Origin of the sequence: Paraburkholderia sp. CNPSo 3281, assembly GCF_024206515.1 — a bacterium.
GTDB lineage: Bacteria > Pseudomonadota > Gammaproteobacteria > Burkholderiales > Burkholderiaceae > Paraburkholderia > Paraburkholderia nodosa.
In genome coordinates, this window is sequence record NZ_JAMBPS010000037.1 from 1 (window position 1) to 17,372 (window position 17,372).

The 17,372-nt window shown below is 59.4% G+C and carries 15 protein-coding genes and 1 pseudogene; 11 read left to right on the forward strand and 5 right to left on the reverse strand.

What is annotated here, in order from left to right:
• Nucleotides 1-1,093 (forward strand): phosphatidylserine/phosphatidylglycerophosphate/cardiolipin synthase family protein (locus M3I56_RS27960; protein WP_254356717.1); only part of this gene is annotated, 1,093 nt, incomplete at its 5' end.
• A gap of 281 nt (nt 1,094-1,374) precedes the next feature.
• Here the strand turns inward: M3I56_RS27960 and M3I56_RS27965 are convergent.
• Nucleotides 1,375-2,316 (reverse strand): LysR family transcriptional regulator, encoded by a 942-nt coding sequence (locus tag M3I56_RS27965; protein WP_254356718.1) that lies wholly within the window; start codon nt 2,314-2,316, stop codon nt 1,375-1,377.
• A gap of 125 nt (nt 2,317-2,441) precedes the next feature.
• On the opposite strand from M3I56_RS27965, the gene M3I56_RS27970 reads away from it, so the two are divergent.
• The 9 genes from M3I56_RS27970 to M3I56_RS28005 all read left to right on the forward strand — a co-directional run bounded on the left by M3I56_RS27970 (nt 2,442) and on the right by M3I56_RS28005 (nt 11,028).
• A complete protein-coding gene (locus M3I56_RS27970) occupies nt 2,442-3,644 on the forward strand; it encodes an FAD-dependent monooxygenase (protein WP_254356719.1) in 1,203 nt (400 codons plus the stop codon).
• Nucleotides 3,645-3,690: 46 nt separating this feature from the next.
• Nucleotides 3,691-4,758, forward strand: a complete 1,068-nt coding sequence (locus M3I56_RS27975; protein WP_254356720.1) for a cupin domain-containing protein — start codon at nt 3,691-3,693, stop codon at nt 4,756-4,758.
• A gap of 26 nt (nt 4,759-4,784) precedes the next feature.
• Nucleotides 4,785-5,642, forward strand: a complete 858-nt coding sequence (locus tag M3I56_RS27980) for a fumarylacetoacetate hydrolase family protein (RefSeq protein WP_254356721.1) — start codon at nt 4,785-4,787, stop codon at nt 5,640-5,642.
• Entirely contained in the window at nt 5,639-5,761 is a 123-nt protein-coding gene (locus M3I56_RS41155; RefSeq protein WP_302057030.1) for a hypothetical protein, read from the forward strand. The genes M3I56_RS27980 and M3I56_RS41155 overlap by 4 nt, the downstream gene beginning before the upstream one ends.
• Nucleotides 5,762-5,834: 73 nt before the next feature.
• Nucleotides 5,835-7,241 (forward strand): 3-isopropylmalate dehydratase large subunit, encoded by a 1,407-nt coding sequence (gene leuC / locus M3I56_RS27985; protein WP_254356722.1) that lies wholly within the window; start codon nt 5,835-5,837, stop codon nt 7,239-7,241.
• Nucleotides 7,241-7,885 carry a 3-isopropylmalate dehydratase small subunit gene (gene leuD, locus M3I56_RS27990; protein WP_254356723.1) on the forward strand — a complete coding sequence of 215 codons (645 nt, stop codon included), beginning with the start codon at nt 7,241-7,243 and terminating at the stop codon, nt 7,883-7,885. The genes leuC and leuD overlap by 1 nt, the downstream gene beginning before the upstream one ends.
• Nucleotides 7,886-8,121: 236 nt before the next feature.
• On the forward strand, nt 8,122-9,483 hold the full coding sequence (locus M3I56_RS27995) for an MFS transporter (protein ID WP_254356724.1): 1,362 nt from the start codon (nt 8,122-8,124) through the stop codon (nt 9,481-9,483).
• A 42-nt stretch (nt 9,484-9,525) separates the two neighbouring features.
• Nucleotides 9,526-10,662 carry a porin gene (locus tag M3I56_RS28000; RefSeq protein WP_254356725.1) on the forward strand — a complete coding sequence of 379 codons (1,137 nt, stop codon included), beginning with the start codon at nt 9,526-9,528 and terminating at the stop codon, nt 10,660-10,662.
• 132 nt (nt 10,663-10,794) lie between these two features.
• A complete protein-coding gene (locus tag M3I56_RS28005) occupies nt 10,795-11,028 on the forward strand; it encodes a nuclear transport factor 2 family protein (protein WP_254356726.1) in 234 nt (77 codons plus the stop codon).
• A gap of 369 nt (nt 11,029-11,397) precedes the next feature.
• On the opposite strand, the gene M3I56_RS28010 is transcribed toward M3I56_RS28005, so the two are convergent.
• The 3 genes from M3I56_RS28010 to M3I56_RS28020 form a co-directional block, all read right to left on the reverse strand.
• The gene (locus tag M3I56_RS28010) at nt 11,398-11,940 is read right to left on the reverse strand and encodes a hypothetical protein (protein WP_254356727.1); all 543 of its coding nucleotides are present in this window, start codon (nt 11,938-11,940) and stop codon (nt 11,398-11,400) included.
• 45 nt (nt 11,941-11,985) lie between these two features.
• A complete protein-coding gene (locus tag M3I56_RS28015; protein WP_254356728.1) occupies nt 11,986-12,408 on the reverse strand; it encodes a RidA family protein in 423 nt (140 codons plus the stop codon).
• Nucleotides 12,409-12,544: 136 nt separating this feature from the next.
• Nucleotides 12,545-15,484: a GH92 family glycosyl hydrolase gene (locus M3I56_RS28020; protein WP_254356729.1), complete on the reverse strand. Its 2,940-nt coding sequence runs from the start codon at nt 15,482-15,484 to the stop codon at nt 12,545-12,547.
• Between the two features lie 426 nt (nt 15,485-15,910).
• On the opposite strand from M3I56_RS28020, the gene M3I56_RS28025 reads away from it, so the two are divergent.
• Entirely contained in the window at nt 15,911-16,162 is a 252-nt protein-coding gene (locus tag M3I56_RS28025) for a hypothetical protein (RefSeq protein WP_254356730.1), read from the forward strand.
• Between the two features lie 61 nt (nt 16,163-16,223).
• Here the strand turns inward: M3I56_RS28025 and M3I56_RS28030 are convergent.
• Nucleotides 16,224-17,267 (reverse strand): annotated as a pseudogene (locus M3I56_RS28030) (serine hydrolase domain-containing protein).
• Nucleotides 17,268-17,372: the final 105 nt, after the last annotated feature.

A 17,372-nucleotide genomic window follows, 5' to 3' on the forward strand; every position in this document is an offset into this window, starting at 1 on the left:
TCCCGGCATTGAACTCCGAATCTTCCATCCACGATCCGATCTCGTCGAGATTTCGCATCGCATGCACGACAAACTGTTCCTGGTTGGCGACACGGCCGTGATCGGCAGTACCTCGATCTGGGATGCGAGCTTCCGTAACTGGCTCAGCGAGCGCGATCTGATGGTGTCGGGCGACGCCGGCCAGGATGCTTCCTCCCTGCACGCCATGTACCAGCATTTCGCCCTGTTCTGGAATAGCCCGGAAGTGGTTCGCCCCGAGCCGGAAAAATTCCTCAAAGTCGCAAGTCCTTATCGCGTCTCCGAGGGTTATGCGACGCTGGACCCGGCGCGCATCCATTATTGGCGCGAATGGCTGCTGGCTCCGCTCGATGCTGCAGCCCGGGCGACAGACCTGGACGTTACCGATACACCAACTGCCTCCGATACGCCCAATGATCCCGCCGCTCCGCCCGTTCCCGGGGCGTATTTTGATCCCGCCTGGATGCCGATCGCCTGCGAGCGCCTGCACTATGTCCACGACTGGCCCGACAAGCGCTCGCCAGGCACGTTGCAGGACATGCTACAAGCATTCGATACGGCGCAGCACGAAATCCTGATCATCAACCCCTACCTGATCCTGGTGCCGGAACTGCGCGAGGCGCTTGAGCGCAAGCGGCGCGAAGGTGTCCACGTGATCCTGGTGAGCGCCTCGCTGGCGAGCATCACGCAGGAATTCCCCGCAGTCGGGCGCGCCTATGCCGACGATCTGCCCGGCTTGGTGAATGCCGGGATCGAGGTGCGCGAATATTCCGACCAGGAGAACCGCATGATGCACGCCAAGCTGGTCCTCATCGACGGCCATCGATATTATCTCGGCAGTTTCAATTTCGATTCGCTGTCGGCCCGCCTGAATACCGAAAACGGCCTGTGGATAGATATCCCTGAGGACGGGCTCGATCCCTTGCAAGACAGCGTGGCGTACTTCCTGCGCAACTCAAGTTCGGTGAGCGACGCCAATGGCCGCCTTCTGGCGGATCCCGATGCGCGCTGCCGGGTCGCTGGCTGCGGCGGCGCCTGGTGGTGGGCGACGATGCTATTCAGGAACTTCCTCTGAGCGCGGCGTGCCCTGTTGCTAAACTACGTGGCCAGCTCGGGTCGCCGTCCGTACTGTGTCGCGCGCAGTAGTCGGCCACAACCGGTCCGCCACGCCAGCGAGCCGACAGTCACTCGACCGTCCGGTTTTGGCCTTTAAAGCGGACGCCACCTGGTCCAGCGGACAATCGGCGGCTCTGTTCTTCTGCGACGGCTCGTTGTCCGCTTCGGACATTTGACCAATATCCACGAAGCTTTCCTGAAGCTGGTCTGCTACGTCATAGAGTGGAAGCACATGTACACTCATTTTGGTAACGGCTGTTGATTCGCAGGACTGTCCAGATCCTGGAACAACTCATGCACCAGAACTCGCAACCAACGCACCGCAGCGTCGTCGTGAAAGCGCTTGTGCCAGTGTTGACGAAGTCGGAATGTCGGCGAATCGAACGGCAGAGCGTGCACTGCGACACCTCGAGCATTCCGGAATAACTCGCCTGTTTCCCGCGGCACGATGGCGATGAGATCCGACTGCGAGACAATCTCGAGCAGGCTCAGGAAGCGGGAAACCTGTAGCGGCACGTTGCGCACGATTTTCTTTTCCACCATGTGTCGCAGGATGATCTCTTGACTCCGGCCCGGAGTGGCCACGTCGACATGCGGGGCCTGCAGGAATCGGGTCATCGTCAGCTTGCCCTTCACATGGCGATTGTCCTTCGCCGCGATCGCAACAAAGTGACTCGTGAAAAGGCCTTGCTGATAAAAGTCTGCGCCGACGAGGTCGGGATAGTACCCAACAGCAAGGTCGACATCGCCAGACTCCAGCTGTTGCTCCAGCGCCGACGGTGTCAGTGAAAAAACCCGAAGCTGCAAATGTTGCCCGTGGCTCCGTAGTGCGCGCATCAACGGTGGCGTAAAGAAGCTTTCGCCCACATCGCTCGTAGCGATCCGGAATTCCCGATTCGAACTCGCTGGGTCGAACATCGCCGGGCTGAGCAAGCCGGACTGGATGCGTTGCAGGACGTCACGCACGGTGTCCACCATGGCTAGCGCCCGCGGTGTAGGCTGCATGCCCGACTTGACGCGCACAAACAGCGGATCATCAAAGGCCGCACGCATCTTTAGCAATGCATAGCTCATCGCAGGCTGGCTCAGCCCAAGCTCGCGCCCGGCAACCGTCACATTGCGGTGCCGGAACATCGCATCGAAGACAACCAGCAGGTTCAGATCTAGATTACCAAAATCCATAATTTGGATTGCGACTATTGAAGTTGCCTGATTGACGAATAATGGTCAGAAATCGATCATTCTGTCAACGGGTCATGGCGGAGCAGCCAGACCCCAAGTCAATCGCAGAAATACTGGAGACAGGCGTGGCGAACGCAAACCTTCCCCTCATCGTGGTCGGCGGCGGCCTCGGCGGACTGAGCCTTGCCCTGGCGCTGGGCCAGAACGGGCGCCGGGTGCATGTCCTCGAGCAGGCAGCCCAGATCTCGCCGATCGGCTATGGCATTCAGCTCGGACCGAACGTTTTCAAGGCCTTTGACCGGCTGGGGCTTTCGGAGACAGTTAAAGCCTCCGCAGATTTCCCGGTCTCTCTGGCCATGCCGGACGCGGACAGCGGTCAAACCCTTGTGCAGGTGCCTTTGACCTCGGAAAAATTCTACCGGCGGTTCAAGAATCCGTACATCGTCATCCACCGGGCTGACATTCACAACATCCTGCTGGAAGCCTGTCGTCGCACACCGGGCGTTGAACTGATAGTCAACGCTACAGCGGTGAACTTCGAAGACCGCGGCAGCGACGGTGTGCGCGTCACTTGCGCGGACGGGCGAACTTTCGAGGGTGCCGCGCTGATCGGTGCCGATGGCATCAAGAGCAAGGTACGGGAATATGTTGCTGGCGAGGAGCCTGCTCGTTCGGTCGGCTATGTCGCGCACCGCACCATCATCGACATGAAAGATGTTCCCGCTGATCTGCCTCATCAGCAGAACGTCGTGCTATGGGCCGGGCCTGGTTATCACGTCGTGCACTATCCGCTTCGAAACCGGACCATTTTTAACATCGTGGCAGTCTTCAAGGATCCTGCTCCCGGCCACGGTGATCTGCGGGTCACGCACGAGGAAGACGTCAAGCATGTGTACGCCAACGCACACCCTGCTCTAAAGAAGCTCCTGTCGATGATGGATCTCGAACGCCGCTGGGTTCTGGCCGACCAGGATCCGATCCGGCAATGGACGCGCGGACGCGTGGCACTGCTGGGCGACGCCGTGCATCCGACCCTGCAGTCATTGGCGCAGGGTGCCGGCATGGCAATCGAGGACGCCGTGTGCCTCGCGGACCTTCTGAACAGCACGGACTACGACTATGAGCGCGCGTTCAGCGAGTACCCGCGGCGCCGTCTCGTTCGCAGCGCGCGCATCCAGCTGGGCTCGCGCGAGCTCTGGGAGTTCTATCACGCCGAGGGCATCGCGCGCGAAGTGCGGGATGCGGGGTTGAAAGAACGCCGCGAGGACGACTACTACGACTGCCTCGAATGGATCTGGAAGGGCGACCCCTCCATCGTCGGGGCCTGACGGTCGCGTTACTGCTGTTTCAGTTTCCACCGATAAGGAACATATCATGAGCGCACAAGCCGAAGTCGCTGAGCAAAACAATCATGCAAACAATGCCGCCGCGTATCGCGAACAACTGGCGGCACTGAACGTCGCCCCATTGTGGGACGTACTGAAGGGGCTTGTCCCGAACGAGCCACGCCCGAAAGCCACGCCTCACAACTGGCAGTGGGCCGTGATGCGTGATCGGCTGATCGAGTCCGGTACCGTCGTGAGCGCCGAAGAAGCGGAGCGACGCGTTCTGATGCTGGAGAACCCCGGTTTGGGCGGTTTGCCGAATGCCACCGATACGATCTACGCGGGCTTGCAACTGATTCTTCCTGGCGAAATCGCACGCGCACATCGCCACACCCAGTCTGCATTGCGTTTTGTGCTTGAAGGCGTCGGAGGCTATACGTCTGTCGACGGCGTTCGCACCGAGATGCTTCGAGGCGATTTTATCGTGACGCCTGCGTGGACCTGGCACGACCACGGTAATGACGGCAACGGCCCCGTCATGTGGCTCGACGGGCTGGACGTGCCGCTCGTGACTTTCCTGCGCGCCGGATTCCGGGAGGAGTACGAAGCTGCCACGCAATTTCCTCGCAAAGGAGACTCCGATCAGGTGCTCGTGCGGTACGCCGACGCGCTGCTGCCGCTGGAGAGCAAGCATACGGGGTTGACCTCCCCGATCTTCAATTACCCGTATGTCCGGACCCGGGAAGTCCTCGATGAGCTTGCACGTAATTCGGACATCGATGCATGCCACGGTGTCAATGTTCGCTACGCCAATCCGCTGACCGGTGGTTGGGCGATGCCGACCATTGCTGCCTCGATGCGCCTCATCCCGCGCGGCTATACCACCGAATTCTTCCAGTCGGTGGAAGGCACGGTCCTCGTCGGCGTCGAAGGTTCCCCTTCGGTCGAGATTGAAGGTGTCGGCAGCTTCGACATCTCGGACAACGATGTATTCGTGGTGCCCGGCTGGAGCCGCTGGCGCATGAGCGCCGATGCGAGCGAAGACGCAGTGCTGTTCGTCTATTCCGATCGACCGGTCTACGAGAAACTCGGCCTTTACCGCGAAAAGCGCGGTTGACCCCCACCTTGACGCAGGATTAAGCCATGAAGATTTGCCGCTTTAACGATAACCGTATCGGAGTCATCCGCGGCGATGCGGTCTACGACATCACGCCCCTGTTCAAGTCGCTCGGCGAACCCGGCTGGCCGTATCCGTCTTACGACTGGATCATCGGGAATTTTCCCCGCGTCCAGGCACAGATCGAGCCGTTCCTGGCTCGTGCGACGACCCGCGCCCTGTCGGAGGTGACGCTTCAAGCACCCGTTGCGAACCCGGGCAAGATGATCGGTGCGCCGATCAACTACCGTGATCACATCGACGAGGCCAATGCCGATCAAGAGATTGCTAACGGCAAAACGTTCACGACGCTTGAACAGTTCGGTCTGTTTATCAAGGCGCCGACTGCGCTGAACGGCCCGGACGGCATTGTCGAGTTTCCGTTTCCGGAGCGCCGCACTGACCACGAGGTCGAACTGGGCGTGATCATCGGTAAACAGGCGAAGCGGGTACCGCGCGAGTGCGCTCTCGAGTACGTCTTCGGTTACTGCGTCGCGCTGGACATGACTGTGCGCGGCCCCGAATTCGCGGGATTCCGCAAGTCGGCCGACACGTTCGCGGTCATCGGGCCGTGGATCACGACTGCCGACGAGATTGCGGACCCGAACGCGCTTGATCTCGAACTGACGGTCAATGGCGAGCCGCGCCAGAAGTCCAATACTAAGTATCTGATCTACAACGTTCAGCACCTGATTGAATATGCGTCGGCGATGTACACGCTGCAGCCAGGCGATGTGATCATGACCGGAACCCCGGCAGGGGTTGGCCCTGTGAAGCCGGGGGATGTGATCAATGCCCGCGTGGCGAGCCTGGGCGAACTGACAGTGCGGATGGCACAGTCATGAAGGACAAGCCGACTCACCAGGCGAGCGAACCCACAGCGGATGCAATGCCGCTCGTGGGCGTCAAGGTGCTCGAACTCGGCTCGCTGATCGCGGGGCCAACCTCGCAATCCTTCGCATGACGCCGACGCAGTCGCTGGCCCAGTTCGCCGATATTGCTGTCGAATCTAACACTACGGGTCAAGGGAGCGCGTGATGGGAACGACTCTGGTCGAGAAACTTTGGCAACGCCATGTCGTGCACGAAGCGGTAGACGGGCCGGCATTGTTGTACGTCGATCGTCACCTGGTTTATGAGGTAACCAGCCCACAGGCGTTCGAAGGCCTGAGGTTGAGTGGACGCAAGCCGTGGCGCGCGCAGACAGTACTCGCCACCGCGGACCACAATGTGCCGACGACCGCGCGTTCCCAGGGGATCGCGGATCCGCTTTCGCGCATCCAGGTGGAACAGCTGAGCCGCAACTGCAAGGAGTTCGGCATCACCGAGTTCGGCCTGACGGATACGCGCCAGGGGATCATCCATGTGATAGGTCCCGAGCAGGGCGCGACGCTCCCTGGTATGACAGTAGTCGCGGGAGATTCGCATACGAGTACGCACGGTGCATTTGGCGCGTTGGCATTCGGTGTCGGCACGTCGGAGGTGGAGCACGTGCTTGCCACTCAATGCCTTTCGGTTGGACGGATGACGCCGATGCTGGTGCGTGTCGAAGGTGAATTGCCATCAGGCGTCACGGCAAAAGACCTGATACTGCACATCATTGGCGTGATAGGCACTTCCGGCGGCACGGGCTACGCCATCGAGTTTGGCGGCAATGCCATCAGGGCGCTGTCGATGGAGGGGCGGATGACGTTGTGCAACATGGCGATCGAGGCCGGTGCACGCGTTGGTCTGGTTGGTGTGGACCAGAAGACGATCGACTACCTCAAAGGGCGGCCCTTCGCTCCGCGCGGTGAGCAATGGGATCAGGCGGTCGCGTACTGGCGCACCCTGGTTAGTGATGAAGGCGCGAAATTCGACAGGACAGTCCAGATCGATGCGGCTGACGTGAAGCCCATGGTGACCTGGGGCACTTCGCCGGAAATGGTGCTGCCCATCGACGGGCAGGTGCCCGATCCCGCGCTCGAGCCGGATCCCGTGAAACGCGCCGGCATTCAGGCCGCACTCGCGTACATGGGACTCGAGCCGGGTACCGCCATCGAGTCAATCCAGCCCGCCAAGATATTCATCGGCTCGTGCACCAACGCCCGCATCGAGGATCTGCGCGCGGCGGCCGCCGTGCTTAAGGGGCGGCGCATTGCGCCGACGATCAAACTGGCGCTGGCCGTTCCAGGTTCGGGGCTTGTGAAGGCGCAGGCCGAAGCCGAAGGACTCGACCGCGTGTTCACTGACGCGGGTTTCGAGTGGCGCGAGCCGGGCTGCTCCATGTGCCTCGGCATGAACGAGGACAGACTCTCGCCAGGCGAGCGTTGCGCTTCGACCTCGAATCGTAACTTCGAAGGCCGCCAAGGCTCGGGTGGCCGAAGTCATCTCGTCAGTCCTGCCATGGCGGCGGCCGCAGCTATAGCCGGCCATTTCACCGATGTTCACCTGGAGTCGCACTGATGCAGCCCTTCACCACGCTGGATGGCCTCGTTGTGCCGCTTGACCGGGCCAATGTTGACACCGACGCGATCATCCCAAAGCAGTTCATGAAGTCGATCCGGCGTACCGGCTTCGGTGAGAACCTGTTCGACGAGTGGCGTTATCTCGATCGCGGCGAGCCGGGACAGGACTGCTCTGTGCGGCCACGCAACCCGGATTTCGTCTTGAACGAGGCACCCTATCAAGGGGCTTCGATCCTGCTGACGCGTGCCAACTTCGGCTGTGGCTCAAGCCGCGAGCACGCTCCCTGGGCGTTGCACGACTACGGTATTCGCGTGCTGATTGCACCGAGCTTTGCGGACATCTTCTACGGCAATTGCTTCAAGAACGGCATGCTGCCGATTATCCTGCCGGACCTGGAGGTGCAGTGCTTGTTTGAGCAGGTTACGGTGGTCCCGGGTTACCGACTCAGCGTCGACCTCCATACCCAGACCATTACCGGTCCGGACGGCTGGGTCATCGACTTCAATGTCGATCCGTCTCGCAGGCACTGTCTTCTCAACGGCCTGGATGACATCTCCTTGACCCTTGAACGGCAGGCTGATATTCGCCGCTATGAGGACTCCCGTCGTACGCTCGAACCCTGGATTTTCGACGCAAGCTGAAAGAGTGATCAGGATCATATTAAGGAGACTCCTAACAATATTAAGTATACCGAAGTAAATGGGTATAGCTGCCGGAAGACCGTTCGAAGAAACGTGTCGGCAGCATCTACTCTTAAAAAGGGTGACCGAGAAACGCCTTAGCCTATCGACGGACTAACCATACCGGAAGTCCGACTGCGCTACGCAACGTGTCTCATACATCACTGCGAAGCGCGCAGCCATACTGGAGGAAGACAATGAAGCAGGATCTCAAAGAGGCTATTAACGAGAGCCCAATGAGCTCGTTCCAGAAATTCGTGTTAGCCGTCTGCATTGCACTGAATATGCTGGACGGCTTCGATGTGCTTGCAGTCGCATTTTCCGCACCGCACCTTGCCGCAGACTGGCATCTGAGTGGGAAGGAACTCGGAACATTGCTCAGCGCAGGGCTGTTTGGTATGGCAGCAGGTGGGCTTTTCATTGCCCCATTCGCTGACCGCATCGGCCGACGGTTACTGGTATTGCTTTGTCTGTTCGCGATCGCGGCAGGAATGCTGGCATCTGCATTCGCCCAAACCCTGGACCAGCTTGTCGCCCTGCGTGTTGCCACGGGACTTGGGATCGGGGGCATGCTGGCTAGCATTTCCGTTATTGCTGCAGAGTACGCGTCGAACAAATGGCGAAGCGGCGCAATCAGCATGCTGTCGACTGGCTACACACTCGGCGCGACGATCGGTGGCGCTATAACCGGCCTGCTGTTGACGCATTACAGTTGGAGAAGCGCATTTCTGTTCGGCGGAGTCTGCACGTTGCTGATTATTCCCCTTGCGCTCTACGGGCTCCCGGAATCGCTAGATTTCCTCATCGCGAAACGCCCCAAGGCAGCGCTGTCCAGGGTCAATGCAATCCTCAAGCGCATGAAGCGCGATACCGTCAATGAACTGCCGGACGCGGATCGCATTGCACAAGTGACGCGCGCCCCGATGGCCGGGGTCGTGGTGCCGTCCCCCGTTATGGTTCTGCGCACCGTCCTCATCTGGATTGCGTTCGTATGTGTAATGGCCGGCTTCTATTTCGTAATGAGCTGGACGCCGAAGCTTCTGGTACAGGCTGGTATGTCCGCTTCGCAAGGAGTGACGGGCGGCGTACTACTGAACGTGGGCGGAATTGTCGGCTGCACGTTGTTCAGCCTGGTTTCCGGCCGGGTGAAACTCAACACCCTTCTTACGTCATTTCTGGTCGGGAGCGCCGTGTTTTTGGTGGTTTTCGGCGCGAATGCTTCACGACTTCAGTTCGCGATGCCTGCTGCGATTGTATTGGGCGCAGCGATTTCGGCATGCGTGGGTGGCCTCTACGCATTGACGCCCCTTCTTTACTCACCGACGGCCCGCGCAACAGGTGTGGGTTGGGCAGTCGGAATGGGACGTCTGGGTGCAATGGTAGCACCCGTGCTGGTAGGCGTGTTGATGGACAAGGGTTGGCAGGCTTCAAATCTGTATTACCTGTTTGCGGTCCCATTCCTGTTCGCGGTGCTACCGGTCAATGTGATCGCTTACACAATTAGAAAGCGGGACGCTGGCGTCACGATGACGCTATCGAAGCAGCATGAGATTTTATAAAAAAAGCGTATTGCCCATAAATATATTTGGTATGGAGACAAAATGAAGAAACTTAGCCTGCTCGCAGCTATTGCTGTTTGGGCATTATCCGGTGCAGCAAAGGCTCAAAGCTCTGTGACGCTATACGGCATCATCGACACCGGTCTCGAGTACGTCTCACATGTAGGCGCGAAGGGCGATGGACTCGTTAGAATGCCCTCCATCACCGGTTCGTTGCCCTCACGCTGGGGTGTTAGGGGTAGCGAAGACCTGGGCGAGGGGCTCAAAGCGATCTTCACGCTGGAAAGCGGGTTTAACGTCCGAGGTGGCGATATGGGTCAGGGAGGACGTCTTTTCGGACGCCAGGCCTGGGTGGGTCTGAGTTCGAACTACGGTGCGCTGACGTTCGGGCGCCAGTACACGATGACCTATGTGGCGCTGCTCGAAAATGACGTCATGGGGCCGGCGATCTACAGTCTCGGTTCGTTGGACAACTATATTCCGAATGCGCGGAGCGATAATACCGTTGCATACAAGGGAAAATTTGGCGGCGTTACCCTCGGTGGGACCTATTCGTTCGGCCGGGATTCGGCGGGAACCGGGAACTCGCCTGGACAGGGTACGTGTGCCGGATCCGTGCCTGGCGACTTTCAACAGTGTCACCAGTGGTCCTTAATGGCCAAATACGACGCGCAGAATTTTGGCGCAGTCGCAAGCTACGACCAGCAACGGGGCGGAACAAACGCGGCGGCAAATTTCTTCGATGGCGTTGCGCCGACAAAAATTACCAGCAGCGGTGATAAGGACACACGCGTTTTGCTCAACGCGTACGTCAAGTTCTCCGGTGCAACCATCTCGGGTGGGTGGCTTGGCCGCTGGGTTGAGCCTGCCGCACAGACCGTATCTAGCGTGAGGTCCAACCTTTTCTATCTCGGAGCCGGCTACCAGGTGACGCCTTTTTTCATCGTCGATGGAACAGTCTATCGAATTATCAATCGCGTTCACGACACGCGGGCAACGCTCAGTACAGTGCGCGCTACTTATCTGCTTTCGAAACGGACGGCAGTCTACGGACAACTGGGTTACATCACCAATAGTCCTCGGGCTAGCTACACGCTCAGCTCGGGCGGGGCAGGGTCAACTCCCTCCGCCGGTGCGAATCAGACGGGCGCGATGATCGGCATTCGCGAACTCTTCTGACGCACTTTCACGTCTTTGTACACCAAACGACACCCTGCTCCCGGCATGCAGCGGCATGTCGAGGGTTGGGCCGACGGAATCGACACAATCGAAAGACGCAGGATCAGCTTGCGCGAGAGCGAGAAAATCTTCATGGATAACATCCAGACAGCCACGATTCAGAGTGAGTTCGTTGGTCTTGAGGACACACGTTGCCATGCACTCGTCGAAGCGGATATCGAAACGCTTGACGAACTTGTTTCAAACGACGTCGTGCATGTGCACGGAAACGGCAAGGTGGACGACAAGAACACCTACATGAAAATGATGCGCGAGCAGGTTCGCTTTCTTAAGGCGGAGCGCGATCGTCTCGACGTTCGGGTATAGGGTGATATGGCAGTGGCAACGGGGCCGCTGCGGCAGTCGATCGAAATGGCGTACAGGACAGCGCATCGACATGCGCATCATGACGACGCAGGTCTGGCGGCGAAATGGCGGCTTGTGGAGGCAGATCAGCTTTCAGGCAACCAATCTGTAGGCGGGAATTTGAGCGGACCTCGCGATCGCCCCCCCGTACAACACAACCGTCGATACAGGTCAGATTCAAGGCGGGGATCGTGCACGCATCGGTTCAATGGCTGTCGCAATCCCGACAGTAGTCACTCAGCGCAATCGGTGCCGAGAGACCGCTTTGGGTCGATGTCTGCCGGCCGCATCGCGCAGCAATCGGCACGTTCCGACCTTCAGTGCGCTCGCTTAATTTGCCGACGCCAGGCGAAAAGCATCGACGGCCCACAATGCGTCGGCCTGGAGAAACGGTTGCGAACGCACGAGCCAATCGGCAAGCGACGTCAGGCTGATTCCTGGCCGCACAGGGTCGCCGAACGATTCCGAAACGAACGGCACATCGTCTTCCGGACGACGAACGATCTGAATAATGTGGGTGACACCGCGAACCCGTGGATGGTTTGCCGCCCAACCTGGCGCTCCCATCTTCAACCCGATGGTGGCGCATCGAGGAAGGCTGCATGCATTGATCTCGGATCCCGCAAGAATATATCCCGTCCGAACTGCGATTTCCTGAATGATGCGATCCGACCACGCTTGCATAGCTCGAATATCAGTATCAGTAAACATGACATGGCCAGCCGCATTATTCTCCGCGCACATGGCTTCTGTAAGCAGCAGGCCAGTCCACCCGGAACAGTCGATGACTGGAGGGTTCTCCAACAGCCCTTCGACCTTTGCGCCCCGCCGGTATCCGACTCGCCCTGTATAGCGTTGCACGAGCCGCCACATTGCGGTCTCCGCTGCCGATAATGTTATGATGACCAATGGTGAGTGTCAGTTGCCCGACCCCGGACGGCGAAATCGGGAGCGCGGGATTTCTGCAATCGCAGTGATCTCAATCATCAATTCCGGACGGTACAGGCGCTCGACCTGAACGGTAGTCGTAACCGGATAAGGTGCATCGAAGAATTCACTTCGAATGTCTCCAGCAGCCATGAATGCGTCGATATCCGTCGCGTAGTGAACGAGGGAAATCACGTCAGTCATTTGCCCTCCCATCGCCGCCATCACGTCGCGAATATTCTCGAGGACTTTGCGCACCTGTACTCGCATGTCGTTGGGTCCAACGACTCGCCCTTCCCGGTCGAGCGATACCTGGCCCTTCAAATGAACCACCTGGCCGTCGCCCTGGATAACCGCCATCGAGAACGCACCGAACGGCGACCAGACATCTGGAAGATTCACTGCATCCACCATTTCCGGACTCCTGTAGTCAGTTAGCTCCCGATTATGCGCTTGCCCACCAGCCTGCATCGACGATATCGGGTGATGGATGCCCTTGCTGTGGTACCAAGCCGCACGTTGGGCGGCGCCTGCGCGGCGCCCAACGTATTCAAGGCGCTGCCGCGATACCGAACACGTGCAACTTGCCTTCGTTGGACTGCCTCGGCAATGTGACGCTCGCCACCAGCTTGCCGGGTGTCAGCGGCACCGACTGCGCAAACAGATAGGTCTTGACGCCGTCGGTCGAACCGTTGCCGGCATTGCGATAGGCGGTGGTCAACGCGATCGGGGCCACCGGAGCCGCGCTGCCGCCATTGAGGGTCCAGTCGTCGAAGGCAAGCGTGAACGGCGTGGTCGTGCCGTCGGCATAGGTCACGAGCGCGGCGCCCGATCCGGGGCCGTTGTTGGCCGAACCCAGCAGAACCAGCGAATGACCGGCCGTGCCGGGCGGCATCGCAATCGTCTGTCCTACCGCGACCGCGTTGTCGAGCGGTCCACTGGACAGAACGAAGCTTGCTCCGCCGACGACGAGAGGTTCGCCCGGCGCCGCGCCGGCCGCCGCCAAGGCGGTCGACGAGTAGCTGAACAGAGAGCCGTCGAAGTCCGAACCGAGGCCGTCGGTGTCGCTGCTGCCGTCGGCACTGATGCCGTGGTTGTTAAAAGCATCCGCCACGTTACGTGCGACCGGCACCCCATAGGTCGGAGGCGCCTCGGCCGGGTTCGAGCCCCACTGCGAAGGTGACGAACCCATCACAAAGTTCAGCGTCGCGCCGTCGGCGAGTGCGTCAACGTCCAGCCAGGAACTATTGTGAGCCCTGCCATTGACGGTGAGCCCCTGCACATAATTCGCGCTGGGCGCACCGGGTGCATTGATGCGCAACGTCTTGCCGTTCCCGAGATGAACGACTATCGAGGAAAATTGCGGGCTGCCGATCGCAAAGCCCCCGACACCCGGGATCTCCGGATAGAGGCCCAGCGCGCCCCACACATACCAGCCCGACACGGCGCCCAGGTCGTCATTGCCGGGCAAACCGTTCGGCCCCGTGCCAAAGGCGCTCGCCATGATCTGCTGCACGACATTCTGCGTACCCGACGGCGAACCCGCCCAGTTATACAACCAGGGCACCTCGAAGGTCGGCTCGTTGCCCATATAGAAATTGGGCAGCGTCGTACCCGCGTTCAGCACGGTAAAGAACGTGTTCAGCCGCGACACCACCGCCGTATTTCCGCCAAGTTGTGCGAACAGCCCGGTCGGGTTGAACGGCACCATCCATGTGTACTGCTCAGCGTTGCCCTCCACGTAGTTGTCGGTGCTGCCCTGGTTCTCCGGAATCCACGTGCCGTCGGAGTTGCGTGCGGCGATCAGAGGCAGCGTCAAGGAAGTGTTGAGCAGGTTCTGCCAGTAGGCCGAGCGGCTACGCAGCATTTTCTGGATCGCCGTGTTACCTAGTGCACCGGCAAACTGTGAGATCGCGAAATCGCTGCTGCCGTACTCCAGCGTGGACGAAGCCTGCCCCCATTCACCGTTCGTGATGTAGCCGAACTGTAGATAGCTGGCGCGCCCGCCATTGGTCGTCACGCCGTTGCACGCGGTGCCGGGAATGTTGGCCATCTGGATCATATGGCTCAAGGCGCCCGCAGTATCAAACTTGCGCGCACCGAAAGCATATGCGCCCGCCACGATAATCGAGCCGGCGTCGCCCGGCATCACGCCGTCTTCGACGTTGTCATTCACCCAATGCGGAATTGCCCCGCACTGATCCGCATCGTTGACGAGCGACTGCGCCATATCGCTCGTTTCCTCAGGAAATAGCGTGGCTTTGAGCGGTATCAGCGAACGATAGATGTCCCACCCCGAAAAGCTGGTGTACTGCGCAGCGTGGCCAGCGCTGACCTGATGAACCTTCTGGTCGAAGCCGATATATTGACCGTTCACATCGCTGAATACGCTCGGTGCCCATGATGCGTGATAGAAAGCCGTGTAGAACTTTGTCAACGCTGTGGTATCACTGCTGCTTACCTGAATGGTGTTGAGGCGCTGATTCCATATCGCATCGGCAACCTTCCTGACACCGTCAAAATCCCAGGAGGGGTTTTCTTCCTGGAGATTATTTTTGGCGTTTGCGATGCTCACATATGAAATACCGATTTTCATCATGACAGTGGCGCCTTTGCCGAAATTCATCACGGCAACGCCATTGTTGAAGGATGAAGTCTTTACAAATGGCTGACTGAACTCCGCATAAAAGTACACCGGGACATTCGTTGAATTACCGCAAAAATGGCCACCCGTGGTACTGCCCGAAATGGTTCTCGCGTCGACCTGCGTGACCGAGCCGGCTACGCTCGTCTGCGTGTTTGTATACGTCGTGTTGAGCACGAGCGTCGAAGGCTGATTGTCAGGATAGGTGAAGCGGCCAAAGCCGGTACGCAGGGTTGCAGTCAACTCGACCTTGACCTGGTTATCGAGCACTACGGAATAGGCTCCCGCTACTGACTTCTCGTTGGTATGGCTAAACGTCTGCGTGAGCGGCCTGGTGGCATCGAGCGTCGGCATGACGGGGAATTCGCCGTCATTTCCGGAACAACCGGCGCCGCTCATATGGGTGAGACTGAAACTCTGGATCGAGCCGATGTCGTAGTAGTAACCGGCCGGCGAACCGGGCTCCGCGCTGTTCGAGGGAGCCGAGGTGGTATTCGTATCGGGTGCCCACTGCACCATGCCGTTCGGCAGTCCCGCTGCCGGCACCACACTGCCAGCCTGCCCTGCTGGCACGGGGTTCGGAGAGTTGCTGGCCAACGTGCCGATCAGCGGGTTGACATACCGCGTCAATTGCATGGTGCCATGATCGGAAGCGGGAGTTTGCCCGGCGGCGGCGACAGCCGCGTTGGCACTGCTGGAACCGGCACTGGGACTACCCTGAGTTGCTCCCTGAAGCTGGTCAGCCGCGACAGGGGCGGAGCCGGACTGGCCTGGACTATCTCCTCCACAACCCGCCAAAGAACCAATGATGATCATGGCGGCCGCAAGACGGCGTAAATCTATCATGGCTGTCTCCTGAGTATCACTACGCGTATCTGGTTTTGTTTAGTTATCCTGTTTATTCAGGTAGCATGTGGCATGTGGCTCGAAGTCATGCTATACGAGACATTTGAATGGCGTCAATTGATTATCTATTGGCGTTTTGTGTTTATCAGAAATTACTAAACAAGCGAATTCCTGACGAAACTTCGCATGTTAGGCGCTTCGCATAATCGGTCCAACATGTACGAGCATGTTCACGACGAAGACGGCTGAGTTCACGCGTGTCAGATTTTCATGCAGGCGCGCAATTACGCTAAAAGTGCCCGAACCGGTTATTCGGATCGCATGAGTGAACTCGGCTGGACGACGTGCAAATCGATCAGGCTGCGGCCATCGAGCAGGAACGTTCGATGCGTGCCGTTTTATCAGCCCATAGGTAGGAGCGAGCGCATGATTGAAGCTACTGACTTTCTGGCCATGACAGCTGCCTTACGCGACGGTTATCGCAATGAGGTCGTCACGACGGTCAACAATCACGACATTCACGTCAGCGTGATGGAAGTGCCGTATTTCTGGCATTTCCATCACGATTCCGATGAGACGTTCATCGGAATCGAAGGCGTATTGATCATTGATTTTGAAGAAGGCACGCTCGATCAACCTGACGGTGGAAAAAGCCAATGGCACGACGATCCGCTGTGACGCTCCCCGGGAAGGGTGACTACATTGCCGGTCAAACGACGGAGCAATCGAGGCCTGCACGTTATCCGGCGCCGCAAACGGCATCGCGCAAATCGATTGTGTATTGGCCATTCATGCCCTCGTACAGCGTGTTCGACAGCGAGACGACCGTCAGTCCAGGCAAATCGAAGTCGCCGGTCTGCACGCGCCCCATCTCGTCCACGAGCGCAGATGGAAGCAATGCCCCACCGCCCGCGCGCAGCGTGTCCAGCACCTTCAGCACGTCGCCCGCGGTGCCTACCATCCCGGCGCCACCAGATGCGAAAGCATGCGCGTCGAGCGCGCGAGCTGTTGAATATGTCACCCCAACCGTTCCTTCCACGACAGGCACGGTCTCGTTCTCGGCAAGCCGGTGCGGCTGTGGCGTGTCGTTCACGTACGGTGTCGCGAGCCTCGCGGGATCGAGCGCGACGAATGCCGTGTCGCGGGCGCCAGCGGACGAAGCACCAGCGCACTGACTGCATCGCCGAGCGGCATGCCACAGACGGCCTCGATCAGCGCGCCCGTCACGTCAAGCCCGACTGAATAGTTCCAGCTCGTTCCGGGCGCATATAGCAGTGGCGCGCGCGCGATCCGGCGTACGTTTTCGCCTAGCGTGACGGCTGTCCCGTCGAGCCCGTCCGATACGCCGGCGAGCGCATAGGGGCCGTTCGCATCGGCTTCCGCAAAGCGGTAACCAAGGCCCGCGCTATGCGTAAGCAGCTGACGCACCGTGATCACGGGCACGCGGCCGTCAGGGAGCGCCGGGCGAAAATCGGGCAGCCAGCGGGTAACATCATCACCGAGCGACAGCTTGCGTTGCGCAACGAGCACCATTGCAGCCGTCGAGACGATCGGCTTCGTCACCGACGCGAGCCTGAACAGCGTGTCCTCGCGCATCGGCGCGCGCGATTCGCGGTCCGCGAATCCGGCCGCGCGGTGATAGACGAGCCGTCCATTGCGCGACCAGCACTACGGCACCGACGAGACTCTGCGCGGCGATCGCCCGCGAAAGCACCGCATCGACACGCTCGGCGAGTACGGCATCGGTGGACGGTTGCAATGACGATGCTGGACTGAGCGGCATAGACGGCTCCTTCGTGATCGGTCTAGCCGTTATCTTAGGAGAATCCGGTTCGCGATCGCGATCAACCCATGCGCGGGAAAGGACATTCGGTGGTTTACATGCTCG

Coding starts and splice junctions, on each gene's coding strand:
- M3I56_RS27965 (WP_254356718.1), bottom strand. CDS start 2,316: ATGGATTTTGGTAATCTAGATCTGAACCTGCTGGTTGTCTTCGATGCG.
- M3I56_RS27975 (WP_254356720.1), top strand. CDS start 3,691: ATGAGCGCACAAGCCGAAGTCGCTGAGCAAAACAATCATGCAAACAAT.
- M3I56_RS27980 (WP_254356721.1), top strand. CDS start 4,785: ATGAAGATTTGCCGCTTTAACGATAACCGTATCGGAGTCATCCGCGGC.
- M3I56_RS41155 (WP_302057030.1), top strand. CDS start 5,639: ATGAAGGACAAGCCGACTCACCAGGCGAGCGAACCCACAGCGGATGCA.
- leuC (WP_254356722.1), top strand. CDS start 5,835: ATGGGAACGACTCTGGTCGAGAAACTTTGGCAACGCCATGTCGTGCAC.
- leuD (WP_254356723.1), top strand. CDS start 7,241: ATGCAGCCCTTCACCACGCTGGATGGCCTCGTTGTGCCGCTTGACCGG.
- M3I56_RS27995 (WP_254356724.1), top strand. CDS start 8,122: ATGAAGCAGGATCTCAAAGAGGCTATTAACGAGAGCCCAATGAGCTCG.
- M3I56_RS28000 (WP_254356725.1), top strand. CDS start 9,526: ATGAAGAAACTTAGCCTGCTCGCAGCTATTGCTGTTTGGGCATTATCC.
- M3I56_RS28005 (WP_254356726.1), top strand. CDS start 10,795: ATGGATAACATCCAGACAGCCACGATTCAGAGTGAGTTCGTTGGTCTT.
- M3I56_RS28010 (WP_254356727.1), bottom strand. CDS start 11,940: ATGTGGCGGCTCGTGCAACGCTATACAGGGCGAGTCGGATACCGGCGG.
- M3I56_RS28015 (WP_254356728.1), bottom strand. CDS start 12,408: ATGGTGGATGCAGTGAATCTTCCAGATGTCTGGTCGCCGTTCGGTGCG.
- M3I56_RS28020 (WP_254356729.1), bottom strand. CDS start 15,484: ATGATAGATTTACGCCGTCTTGCGGCCGCCATGATCATCATTGGTTCT.
- M3I56_RS28025 (WP_254356730.1), top strand. CDS start 15,911: ATGATTGAAGCTACTGACTTTCTGGCCATGACAGCTGCCTTACGCGAC.